Annotated in this window: 8 protein-coding genes; 4 read left to right on the top strand and 4 right to left on the bottom strand. The window is 63.3% G+C overall.

What is annotated here, in order from left to right; genetic code table 11:
• Positions 1–767 (top strand): NAD-binding protein (locus ABJF10_RS23125; RefSeq protein ID WP_348546983.1); only part of this gene is annotated, 767 nt, incomplete at its 5' end.
• Between the two features lie 975 nt (positions 768–1742).
• Positions 1743–2246: a DUF2314 domain-containing protein gene (locus tag ABJF10_RS23120; protein ID WP_348546982.1), complete on the top strand. Its 504-nt coding sequence runs from the start codon at positions 1743–1745 to the stop codon at positions 2244–2246.
• Positions 2247–2465: 219 nt separating this feature from the next.
• On the opposite strand, the gene ABJF10_RS23115 is transcribed toward ABJF10_RS23120, so the two are convergent.
• Entirely contained in the window at positions 2466–3812 is a 1347-nt protein-coding gene (locus ABJF10_RS23115) for a PQQ-binding-like beta-propeller repeat protein (protein WP_348546981.1), read from the bottom strand.
• 212 nt (positions 3813–4024) lie between these two features.
• Here ABJF10_RS23115 and ABJF10_RS23110 point away from each other — a divergent pair, with 212 nt between their 5' ends.
• A complete protein-coding gene (locus ABJF10_RS23110; protein WP_348546980.1) occupies positions 4025–6082 on the top strand; it encodes an ATP-binding protein in 2058 nt (685 codons plus the stop codon).
• A 16-nt stretch (positions 6083–6098) separates the two neighbouring features.
• On the opposite strand, the gene ABJF10_RS23105 is transcribed toward ABJF10_RS23110, so the two are convergent.
• Complete coding sequence (locus ABJF10_RS23105; RefSeq protein WP_348546979.1) at positions 6099–7196, bottom strand: hypothetical protein; 1098 nt, start codon at positions 7194–7196, stop codon at positions 6099–6101.
• 23 nt (positions 7197–7219) lie between these two features.
• Positions 7220–8674 (bottom strand): arylsulfatase, encoded by a 1455-nt coding sequence (locus tag ABJF10_RS23100; RefSeq protein WP_348546978.1) that lies wholly within the window; start codon positions 8672–8674, stop codon positions 7220–7222.
• Between the two features lie 109 nt (positions 8675–8783).
• On the opposite strand from ABJF10_RS23100, the gene ABJF10_RS23095 reads away from it, so the two are divergent.
• Entirely contained in the window at positions 8784–9746 is a 963-nt protein-coding gene (locus ABJF10_RS23095) for an AraC family transcriptional regulator (protein ID WP_348546977.1), read from the top strand.
• Between the two features lie 7 nt (positions 9747–9753).
• On the opposite strand, the gene mutS is transcribed toward ABJF10_RS23095, so the two are convergent.
• A complete protein-coding gene (mutS, locus tag ABJF10_RS23090) occupies positions 9754–12318 on the bottom strand; it encodes a DNA mismatch repair protein MutS (protein WP_348546976.1) in 2565 nt (854 codons plus the stop codon).
• Between the last annotated feature and the right edge of the window lie 20 nt (positions 12319–12338).

Genomic DNA, 12338 nt, shown 5'->3' with positions numbered 1-12338 from the left:
TCGTCACCGAAGGAGAAATCATGAAAGCCATTGGAGAACTCAAAAAGAGCAAGCAGGTCGATGTCATCGCCCAGCACGCCATCATCTGCGGCTACGGGCGCATCGGCCAGATCCTCGCCCACGAACTGGCCGCCGCCAATTTCCCGTTCGTGGTCGTGGACCTCCACGACGGACGCCTCGCCATGGCCCAGGAGAGCGGTTACCTGATCGTGAAGGGCAGCGCGACCGAGGAGGAGACCCTCCAGCGGGCGCATGTCGAGCGGGCGGTGGTGCTGCCGGAGGACACCTTGAACGTCTACATCACCCTCACCGCGCGCAACCTGAACCGGCACCTGCGCATCATCGCCCGCGGCGAACAGCCGAGCACGGAGAAGAAGCTCAAGCAGGCCGGGGCGGACGAGGTGGTGCTGCCCGCGAGCATTGGCGGCACGCGCATCGCCCACTCCATCACCCGCCCGGCGACGATGAATTTCCTCGGCGACAACCGGGGCATGATCAGCCAGGACCTCAAGCATCTCGGCGTGGAGATCGACGAGTTGCGGCTGCACAAGCACACCCATCTCGTCGGCAAGACGATCCTCGAGCTGCAAAACATGTCGGAAGGTCATTTGCTGGTCATCGCCTTGCAAAGGGCGGATGGGAGCGTGCTGCGCTCGGGTTTCATGGAGGAGACGCTGAAGAGCGGGGACTCGGTGATCATCATCGGCCGGGTGAATGCGCTGCCGGCGGCGCTGCGGGGCGAGGTGGAGCGGGAGGAGTTGCTGTAGGGTGCGATTGGGTGCGATTCCTCTGTAGAGGAGTGCCAAGTGCCAAGAGCCAAGTGTTCACTGCTCCCGCGCCCGCGGGACAGATGGTGGCGCCACTTGGCTCTCTCTACTTGGCTCTTGGCACTTTTCCGATTCATGGGTGCGATTCGGTGCGATTGCTTTGTGGAGGGAGAGCTAAGAGCCAATTTTTGGTGGGATCGAGTGGGATCGGGTGGGATTGCTAGAGTAAAACTGCCCCCTTGGAGTGGGATTCCGGTGAGTCCTCCCGGTGGGAGGGTGCAATAAAATTTGGGGCACGATCAGACACGATCAGGCACGATTGCCCTGGATTGCCGACAACCGATTTCCTGTCCTCGCACGGCTTCGAGTCCGTTTTTGAGCCCAAAGGTCGGAACTGGTCGGAACTGGCCGAAACTTCAGAGTAAACCGGTGGAGGATCGGCAGTCGGAACAGATCCAGAGACACCACTAAGACGCGAAGGCACAAAGGAGGAAAAGGGGGCTGAGATTCTATGCATTTTGACGGGATCGGGATGAGCCGGGACTGGTCGGAACTTCAGAGTAATGAGTCGGAACTGGCGGTCGAAATGCATGTTCGTGCACACCTAAGCCTATTATGTGAATTGAGCGATAAATATGTCATATTTCATTAAATATGAGCGCTTATATGTGCCGAGGTCAAACGAAAATTTGCTGGATATGGGGATCCTTTGGCGTTTCCTCAAATGGGGGTGAGTGGAAAAGACCGCGGATGACACGGATGGGCACGGATTGCAGAAAAGGGGGCGGGGAGGTCTTTCATCCGCGCCCATCCGTGTCATCCGTGGTTCAACTCTCTGTAGGTGCGGGTGAACTGTATGGAACAGTTTGGATTTGGCGGATGCGCTTTGGCTGGGCAAACTCTGGGGCATGGGTTCCGATTTTCCTACGTCACACGGAAAAGTCATGGTCCTTGGCGAAGTCAACGCCCGGTGAAATGAACGACGATCCAAACAATTCCAGTAAGTTCGTTGAGCCTCAAGAGGAGCCATTGTTCATCGCCATCCCACAGACCGACGCTGCCTTCCAAGCTGCGTATGATAGTGCGGCCGCGACGATTCCTCAGTTCATCGAACACATTCAGCGCGGCGGTGATTCGTTTTGTGCGGCCAAGCTTCGTTTCCGCGACCCAGACGAATCCGAGCGTCTTGGTGAGGACAGGTTTCTGTTTCTCTGGCTCTCTGCTGCGCATTACCACGCCGCCGAGGGCGTCTTTTCCGGCATGTTCTTCGAGGTGCCGCCTGAACTCCAGAAATGGCATCAGGTCGGGCAGCGCCTCGCCTTCGATCCCGAAGACGTCTTTGACTGGATGGTTCTTCAGCAGGGTCACTTGCACGGAGGGTTTACGCTGCGGGTAACCCGCGAGAAGCTTCCCGAGGCAGAGCGCGAGTCGTACGATCGCTATGTCGGAGTTTCCATTTATGAGCCGCTCCCGATCTGATTCGATGGCTGGGAAACTCTGCCGCCCCGCTGGGGCGGAGCCGTTTCGGACTCTATTCCGGTGGCTTACGCCGACCGGCTAATATCCTTAGTCCCTCCGGGACAAAGCAGGCGCTGGCTTTCCGAGAGTCGAGAGGGTCGGTCCTGATCATAGGCCGGGTGAACGCGCTCCCGGCCACACTACGAGGTGGGGCGGATGACGGGGGACTTCGTTGAACCGCTATTTTTCCGCGGCGAGGGAGGCGCAGATGATTTCGCGGTCGTTGCGGGCGTAGATGCAGCGGTTGGCGAAGGCGGGGTGGGACCAGAGGACTTCGCGGTGGGGGTCGGTGTTGGTGGGGTCGAGGAGGTGGGCGCGGCTGATTTCCTCGTAACCCTGCGGGGTGAGGCGGGCGATGATGAGGTCGCCTTTTTCGTTCCAGAGGAAGAAGCGGCCGGCCTGCTGGATGAGGAAGGCGTTGGCCCAGCGCGTGGGTTTGTTGTCGGGGGTGGTAGCGGCGAGCGTTTCCCAGAGGCGTTCGCCGGTGTCCAGTTTCAGGCAGCGGAGCTGGCCGTAGCTGCACACGCCGTAGATGTAGCCGTCGGCGACGAAGGGGGTGCTCATGATGCTGTGCAGCTTGTCGGTGTTCTTCTCGCTGGAGTGTTCGCTTTGCCAGACGAGGGTGGCGTCGGGTTTCGTGGCATCGAGACGGAAGAGATGGGAGCCATTATAAAAAGCGGTGAGGAAGAGGAGATCGCCGGATTGTCGCGGCTGGGCGAGGCTGAGGCCGGACTGGATCCGCCAGGGCTGCGTCCAAAGCACTTTGCCGGTCTCGGGATCGAGCGCGTTGACGGACTCCGGATGCCAGATGATGAGCTGGCGCGCACCGCCGGCATTGATGAGCGTGGGCGGGCAGTAGCCGGGCTCGCGGGCGCTCAGGGCGCGCCAGAGTTCCTGGCCGGTGTCCTTGTCGAAGGCCACGGCCACACTGCCTTCGCCGCCGACCAGGCAGATGAGCTTTTGCCCATCGAGCAGCGGATGCGCGGCAAAGCCCCAGGTGGGGGTCTTCACCCCGAAGTCCTTTTTGAAGTCGCGGCTCCAGAGAACCCGGCCGCTGGCGGCGTCGAGGCAGAAGAGGTGGCCCTCGGCGCCCAGGGTGTAGACGTGACCGTCGCGGACCAGCGGCGTGCAGCGCGGTCCGGCGGCGTAGCTGACGGTGTAGGGGCAGTCGTAGCGGTGTTCCCAGAGGATCTTGCCGTCGGCTTCGTTCAGGCAGAGGACCCGCTCGTTCCCCGGAATCTCGCCGCGCTGGAAAGCATTGCCCGGATTGGTCGCGCCATCGGCGAGCTGGCGATCCATGACATAGACGCGGCCATTCGCCACGGCGGGCCCGGTGTAGCCCGCGCCGATGGGGGTGCGCCAGCGGATGGGTGGGCCGTCGGCGGGGAGTTTTTCCACGATGCCGGTTTCGCGCCAGACGGCGTCGCGCTGGGGGCCGAGCCATTGGGGCCAGTCGTCGGCCTGCGAGGTGGACGCGGCGAAGAGGAGGACGGCCAGGGAGAGGGCGGGGAGGAAGGGCGCTTTCATGAGGGGGAGATGGATCAACACTCCATCCGAGGCAAGGTTGCCGGGCGCTGGCGATGGCCTTCCGGCACGCCCGCAGAGGCGATTCCGTAGACACCGCAACGCAGGTTGGACAGAAAGCCGCTTAACGTTACGGCGATTATGGCAACTCCAATTTATACTCTCTTTCGCTTCTTGCGGCTCCGTCGCGGGTCGTTGGTCAACCCCTCCCGTATATGAGCGACACGAGTGTGCCCCCACCCGATGTGCAGAGGCGGCTGGACGCCCTCGCGCAATATCAAATCATGGACACCGCGCCGGATCCCGAATTCGACGCCCTCGCCGCCCGGGCCAGTGCGGCCTGCGAGACGCCCATGGCGATGGTGACCCTGCTCGACGACCGCCGCCAGTGGTTCAAGTCACGCGTCGGCACGGAGACGACGGAGACGCCGATCGAGGACGCTTTCTGTGCGCATACCATCGGGGAGCCGGATAAAGTCACGGTGGTGAACGATGCGCAGGGCGACGATCGTTTCCGGAGCAATCCGCTGGTGACCGGCGGCCCCCGGATTCGCTTTTATGCCGGTGCGCCGATCGTGACCCCGCAAGGCGTGCCGATCGGGGCGGTGTGTGTGATCGACCAGAAGCCCCGCTACCTTCCCGCAGCGAAACGGGCGCTGTTGCAGACTTTCGCCCACGAGGCGGTGTGCATGATGGAAGCGGCGCGCTACCGCCGGGCCCTGGAGGCGGAACAAACGGCGCTGAAGGATTTGCGATTGAGCGAGGCCTACTTCCGGCATCTCACGGAGTACGCCCTCGACTTGATCTCCATCCTGGACGCGGACGGCACGATCCGCTTCGAGAGCCGCTCGATCGAGCGGGAACTCGGCCACTCGCCGGCGCATTACCGCGGGCGCAATGCCTTCGAGTTCGTGCATGCCGACGATATTCCGGTGGTCATGGGCGCGTTTCAGACGGCGCTCGAGCAGCAGGGCAGCACGCCGGTGATCCGCTTCCGCTTCCTGCATGCCGACGGCTCCTACCGCATCCTGGAAGGGACGGGCAACAATTTGCTCAACGACCCGGCGGTGAGGGGGATTGTCTTCAATTCGCGCGACGTGACCGAGCGGGTGCGATTGCAGGAAGAGGTGAATCGGGGGCACGTCGAAAAAGAGGATGCCATCGCGCGGATGACCGGCGGCGTGGCGCATGATTTCAACAATATCCTGACGGCGGTGCAGGGCCTGGCGGAACTGACCAAACAGCATGTCATGGCCGGCAGCGTCGAGGCGGGCTACCTGCGGGACATCCAGGCGGCGACCGATCGTGCGGCGCGGCTCACGCAGCAACTGCTCGCCTTCTCCCGCCGGGTGGTGTTGCAGCCGTGCGCAATCGACCTGGCGAGCTGGCTGCGGGCCCTGGAGCCCCGGTTGATCAGCGGGCTCGGGCCGGACATCGAACTGACCATCGTGAGCCATGGCGAGCTGCGGGTGTATGAAGATTCCACGCAATTCGAGCAGGTGATCCTGCAACTCGCGGCCAATGCGCGCGAATCGATGCCGAATGGAGGACGCTTCACCATCGAGGCGCAGCCGCTCATTCTTGGCCCCGAGGAACGCCCGAAGGACAGCCGTCCGGGCGCGGTGAACTATGTGCAACTGAGCGTGACGGACCAGGGGACGGGCATGGATGAGAGCACGCTGGCGCGGATCTTTGAGCCGTTCTTCACCACGAAGACGGCGGGGCATCATCCCGGTCTCGGCCTGTGCATGTGCCGCGGCATCATCGAGCAAAGCGGGGGGCATCTCACGGTGCACAGTCATCCCGGGCGGGGGACGGTTTTTCATCTTTTCCTGCCGGCTGCGGAAGCGATCGAGGACGATCTGCCGCCGCCCTCGGCCGCGCTCGCCTCGGGGGTGGCGACGATTCTATTCGTGGATGATGAACCGCTGCTGCGGGAAATCGGGGCGACGATATTGCTGGAGGCCGGCTTCCACGTGACGGTGGCGGAGGACGGCTTCGACGCGCTCGCCGGGCTGGCGGACATGGGTTCCGCGCGGCCGGACTTGCTGATCACCGATGTGGTGATGCCGGGGATGACCGGCGTGCAACTGGCGGAGGAGGTGGCGCGTGTCTCGCCGGACACGCGGATCCTGCTGTGCAGCGGGTATACCCGCGACGCGCTCGCCCAGAGCGGCGGCCTGCCCGAGGGCATGGCCTTTCTGCCGAAGCCGTACAGCCTGGCCGCGCTGCTCGCCAAGGTGGGCGAGTTGCTCAACTTGAAGGTGGTTTAGGGACGAACCGGCAGCGTTAAAAGTTGATGCCGGCCGAGAGCTCGATGCCGTGGGTGAGCACGTCGTAGATCAAACCGTCGTGGCGGTAATTCACGTCGTAAAGACGATAAGTCATCTCGGTATAAAAGTTGCGGGTGAGGTGGCAGCCGATCCCGGCGTTGACCTGCCAGGACAACTCGGAGCCGACGCCAAAGCCGCCGATGTCGGCGCGCCCGGTGAGGTAAAAAGCCTTGGAGAGGTCGTAGTGCCCACGCAGGCCGACGAAGGGATCCCACCAATCGTCGGTGCGCGCCACGCGCGTGTTGAGCTGATCTTTGATCGCGCTGGCCAGATCATGGCTGAGCTTCGCCTTGGCCGCATCGATGCGCGCCCGGATGCCCGATTTGATCGCGCCATCGAGTTCCGCCTGCCGCTGTTTGATGATCGCCTGCACCCGCTGCGCCAGCGCGCCGCGCAGGGCATCGCCGAGCGGGCCCTGCGGGAGGACAGGGTCGCGCTCGCGCAGACTCGCGAGACGATCGGTGATCCGTTCCTGGACGAGCGGGACGAGCCGCTCGCGCGCGCCCTTGGCCAGGCGATCCGCCAGCGCATCCACCAGGCCGCGGCTCGCTTGTTCGATAGCGCCATCGTCGGGATGAATGCCCACGGCTTGGTAGAGATTCGTGTACCGCACGCCGGCAAAAGCATCCAGCCAGCCGCGCGGGCTTTCGATAAGGCGCCAGCTGAGGGCGAGTTCACCGAGATGCTGGTCCAGGCGCACGTCGAGCTTCTTCACCAGCCCCGGTGTGCCGACACCATCGGACAGGCTCATGTAACTATACTCTCCCATGATGCCGAAGCGGCCCTTGTGCGCCTCGGCGCGCACGGAGGCGATCATGTCGAGCTTGGGGATGATGTCATTCGGCCCGAGCTTGAGATGCGAGGTCGCGCCGTTGATTCCGACTTCGCCGGTTTGCCATGGAATCCACCCCGGAAGCGAAAGGGAGAACTGCCACGTTTCCGATGGTTCCGGTTCGGTCGGGGTGATGGTCTTCTTGTCATTCTCGCCGGCCAGGGCCGTGGCGCCGAAAAGGATGCCGGTGAAGCCGGCGAGCAAGGTCGGGAAGTGTTTCATGGCAGAGGTACCGGTGGGGACTCTCAATGTCCGGCGCCGATTTTGGGCGGCCGGTTGTCGTCGTCGCCGAAGCCGTCATCCCCGGGCATGAGCGGTTCGCCGTGCATGTTTTTCATGACGACCTTCATCTGATCGACGAGGAAGAGAGGCTTGGCGGCCTCCTTGGCCAGGGCGTCCAGGCGCTTCTGCATTTCCGCGACCTTATCCGCATTGGCCGGGGCGAGATTGTTCTTTTCCGAGGGATCTTCGGCGAGATTGTAGAGGTCGACGCTCGTGGGCAGCATACTGCGCCAGATGAGCTTCCAGTCGCCCTGGCGAAGCGCGCCGCGGAAGGGCTCGACGTTGTAGACGATCTCCGAGCGCGGCGAAGGCTTGCCTTCCGCGATGGTGTCCCAGACGTTGACGCCATCGAGCGGCTTGCACTTGGTGGTGGAGGCGCCGGCGAGCGCGGCGAGCGTGGGATAGATATCCACGGCGTGGATCATTCCCTCCACGGTCCGTGCCTGGATGTGGCCGGGCCAGTTCGCGCAGGCGCAGACGCGCGTGCCTCCCTCAAAGAGCGATCCCTTGCCCTCGTGATACGGGCCATTGTCGCACGGGATCTTGATCTTCGAAACGTCGGCCATCACGCCCGCAAACATCGCGTTCCGCGTGCCGCCGTTGTCGCTGTGGAAAACGATGAGCGTATTGTCGCGCAGCCCTTTTTTATCGAGCGCAGCGACCACGCGGCCGATGTTGTCGTCGAGGCAGGCAATCATCCCGGCGTAAGTGCGGCGGGTGGGGTCCTCGATGTTCTTGTAGCGATCGATGTATTCCTGCGGCGCTTGATACGGCGTGTGCGGCGCATTGAAAGCGAGGTAGAGATAGAAGGGCTTCTTCGCGTCCTGCGCATTGATGTACTTCACGGCGTCGGCGCCGAGCAGATTGGTGGTGTAGCCTTTTTCGTGGACCGGTGCGTTGTCGCGAAACCAATCGAGCACGCCGTGCTCGCTGTGCGTGAAGTAGTCCAGTTCCCCGATCATCGCGCCGTACTGGTAGTCAAAGCCGCGCTGCTTCGGCCAATACTTTTTGTCCGCGTGGCCGAGGTGCCATTTGCCGATGATGGCCGTTTTGTAACCGGCCTCCTTGAGGCACTGCGGCATGAGCCATTCGCTGGTGTCCAAACCGTAGCCCGAAACCGAGGGAATGACCGCAGTCTGCAAACCGTAGCGAAAAGGGTAGCGGCCAGTCATCAATGCGGCGCGAGTGGGCGTGCACATGGGCTGGACATAAAATTGAGTGAATTTCGCACCGCCTGCCGCCAGGGCGTCGATGTTCGGCGTCTGGATATCGGTGCTCCCGTTGAAGCCCACATCCTTCCAGCCGAGATCGTCCGCGACGATGTAAACGATGTTTGGCTTGTCGGCCGCCTGAGCCGACGTGACGGGCAGCACGCTGCACAGAAATACGGTGAGAAACTGGGGAATAGTCAGCGGCATAGAAAAGAGAGGTACTTTAACAGGTTGGTCGGACGTTGTGCGTGTATTTACGGAAATGTAACTTATGAGAATTGCCAGTGGCTATCCGTTTTGCGCACAATTTGCCCTGATGCCTCCGCCTCCGACGTTTCCGCAAGCGATACGCCACACCCGGCGGATCATCAGTGACCCGGATCAGTTCGGTGACGCGGTCTCGGGCATGAAACTGCGAGTCGAGTTCCAGAGGCGGCAGGTTCGGCCGTCGCAGGTCGAGCAGTTTCAGACGCCAGAGTGGGCACTCGATTTCGGCGAGGCGCAGGTAAAAACCTCCGTCCGGGGGGTGGTGCCTGGCGGCTGGGCTTCGCTTTGCCTCGTGCGCGGCCCTGGCGGCTCAACCTGGAATGGCCAATCGGGCGAAACCGGCACGCTTTGCTGTGTGCCGCCCGGGGAGGAGTTGGATGGCCGAACCGAGCCGGGCTTCGAGTGGATGACTCTGGCTTTGCCACCTTCTGCGTGGGCGCAATGCCGGGCACTCGCCGGCCTGGCGGAGCGGGCGCTTCATCGCTACACCGCATGTCCGCTGCCCGCGCGGGACTTCGCGCGGATCGAGCGCCAGGTGCGCGCGACGTACGGCGCCCTTCAAACCGCTTCCGGCGATCCGGAGAGCACGCTGTCCGCCCAGGACGCCGGCCGCAGCCTCGCGATGCATCTGGCAACTCTTGCCGGTGAATTGGCCGGGAAGATCACTCCGCCGCGTGATTCGCTCCGCAACCGGACCCGCCTGGCGCGGCGCGCCCAAGCATGGATGCGCGAGCACCTCGCCGAGCCGTGGCGCGTGCCCGATGTCTGCCTCGCCCTTTCCGTTAGCCGGCGCGAACTGGAATATGCTTTCCGCACGACCTTCGATCAAAGTCCGCGCGAATTTGTGCATTCGCTGCGGCTGAATGCCATTCGCCGTGTCCTGCTGCGTGCAGATCCCGGCGCCTCGATCCTGCGCATCGCGCTCGACTATGGCATGAACCATCCCAGCCGATTTGCCGCGGACTATCGCGCTCTCTTCGGCGAATCGCCCAGCGAGACGTTGCGCGCGTGATGGCGGTTTAGAATAGCGTCATCTGCGGCTTCATTTCCGCCAGGGCTTGCTCGGCTTTTTTCTTGTTGCGGGGCTTGCCGTGTTTTTGGGGCGGAGGGGCTTCGGCGAGGGTCGGGTTGCCGTCGGCGTTGAGCTCGTGCTGCTCGAGGTTGCTGAGGATTTCCTTGGCGCGGGCGATGATCCCGGCGGGCAGGCCGGCGAGGCGCGCGACCTGGATGCCGTAGCTTTTGTCCGCGCCGCCCTTGACGATCTTGCGCAGGAAGATGATCTGGTCGTTCCACTCGCGCACGGCGATGTTGTAGTTACGCACGCCGGAACGGGTGATCTCGAGCTCGGTAAGCTCGTGATAGTGGGTGGCGAAAAGGGTGCGCGCTTTGACTTCGTCGTGCAGATACTCGGCGACGCTCCAGGCGATGCTCAGGCCGTCGAAGGTGGAGGTGCCGCGGCCGATTTCGTCGAGGATGACCAGGGAGCGCGCGGTGGCGTTGTTGGTGATGTTCGCGGTCTCGTTCATCTCGACCATGAAGGTCGACTGGCCGCGGGAGAGATCGTCATTCGCGCCGACGCGGGTGAAGATGCGATCGGCGAGGCCGATCTCGGCGTCCTTCGCCGGCACCCACGAGCCGATCTGCGCCATGAGGGTGAGGAGCGCGACCTGCCGGATGTAGGTGGATTTGCCGGCCATGTTCGGGCCGGTGAGGATGAGGAGGCGGTTCTTGTCGCCGTCGAGCAGGACGTCGTTGGGGACGAATTTTTCCTCCACCAGCGACTGGTCGAGCACGGGGTGGCGGCCATCGGTGATATGGATGCCCAGATCCTCACTGAGCACGGGGCGGCAATAGCCGAAGAGGCGCGATGTTTCCGAGAACGCGCCGAGGACATCGAGCGTGGCGATGGCGGCGGCGGTGGCTTGCAAGCAGTTCAGCTCGCGCAGGACTTCGTCGCGGACCTGGAGGAAGAGTTCCTGTTCGAGGGCCTTGGCGCGTTCATCGGCGCCGAGGATTTTGCCTTCGATCTCCTTGAGCTCGGGGGTGATGAAGCGCTCGCCGGTGGCCACGGTTTGCTTGCGATGCCAGGTCGCCGGGACGGCGTGCAGGTTTGATTTCGTGACCTCGATGAAATATCCGAAGACCGAGGTGTAGCGGACCTTGAGCGACTTGATGCCGGTTTCCTCGATGGCCCGCTGTTGGAGCTGGGCGATCCAGTCCTTGCCCTCGCGTCCAGCGTGGCGCAGCTCGTCGAGCGGGGCGTGGTAGCCGTCGCGGAACATGCCGCCTTCGCGGGTGAGGGCGGGGGGCTCGTCGACGATGGCCTTGGTGAGGAGATCGACGATGTGAGGGAGAGGATGGAGGTCGGTGCGGATTTGCGCGGCGAGCAAGGAGCGGGGTTTTTCCACCGCTGTTTCCACGTGCATCGGCGGTTGCAAACCGCCGCTCCGGGAAAGCGCGTCGAGATCGGTCTGGAGGTGCGGGATTTGCTCGAGCGAGGTGCGCAGGACTTGCAGGTCACGCGCGTTGCCGCCGGTCTGCGTGAGGCGGCCGACAGTGCGCTCCATGTCGCGGATCGACTTGAGCGTCTCGCGCAGGTTGCCGAGCAGGAAGGGCTCGGCGAGCAGGTCGGCGATCATTTGCTGGCGCTGGTGGAGCGGCGCCAGTTCGCAGAGTGGGTGCAGGATCCAGTCGCGTAATTTCCGCGCGCCCATCGGGGTGACGGTGCGGTCGAGCGCGCTGAGCAGGGAGGTGTCGCGTCCGCCGCCGCGGGCCTCGACGAGCTCGAGGTTCGCCTGGGTGGCGGCGTCGAGGATCATGAACTGTGAATTGCGGTAGCAGGTGAGCCGGGTGATGTGGCTCAGCGAGCGGCGCAGCTCGGTCTTCAAGTAGTGCAGGATCGCGCCGGCGGCGCCGATGGCCGACGGCAGGTTTTCGCAGCCGAAGCCGTCGAGCGATTGCACCTTGAAATGGTCGCGCAGGGTGAAATAGGCCTGCTCGAGGAGGAAGGTGTAGCCGTCGCGGGCGACGAGGCCGCGGACCTCGCGGAACTGCGGGGCGTGCTCTTCGCTGACCAGCACCTCGGCGGGTTGCACGCGGGCCAGTTCATCGGTGAGTTCCTTTTCATCGGCCAGCTCCGTGAGGCGGAAGTCGCCGGTGGTGAGATCGACGAAGGCGAAGCCGTAGCAGCCCTTCTGGCCGGCGTAGATGGCGGCGAGGAAGTTGTTCCGCTTCGCGTCGAGCATGTGCAGGTCGGAGATCGTGCCGGGGCTGACGATGTGCGTGACCTCGCGCTGCACGATCTGCCCTTTCTGCGGCTCACCGACCTGGTCGCAGATGGCCACGCGGCGCCCGGCTTTGATGAGGCGACGGATGTAGTTTTCCGCGGCGTGATGCGGGATGCCGCACATGGGCACGAGATTGCGCTTGGTGAGGGCGACGTTGAGGATGCTGGAGGCCTCCTTGGCGTCCTCGAAAAACATTTCGTAAAAATCCCCGAGGCGGAAAAGGAGCAAGGTATCCGCAGGCAGCGACCGCCGGATGCCTTGGTACTGCTGCATCATCGGGGTCAGGGTTTCGGACATGGCGGGAGAGTAGGAGGGAA

The organism is Chthoniobacter sp. (assembly GCF_040003245.1).
Classification (GTDB): domain Bacteria; phylum Verrucomicrobiota; class Verrucomicrobiia; order Chthoniobacterales; family Chthoniobacteraceae; genus Chthoniobacter.
The sequence above is the reverse complement of the archived record's forward strand: the minus strand, read 5'-3'. Positions and strand labels throughout refer to the sequence as shown.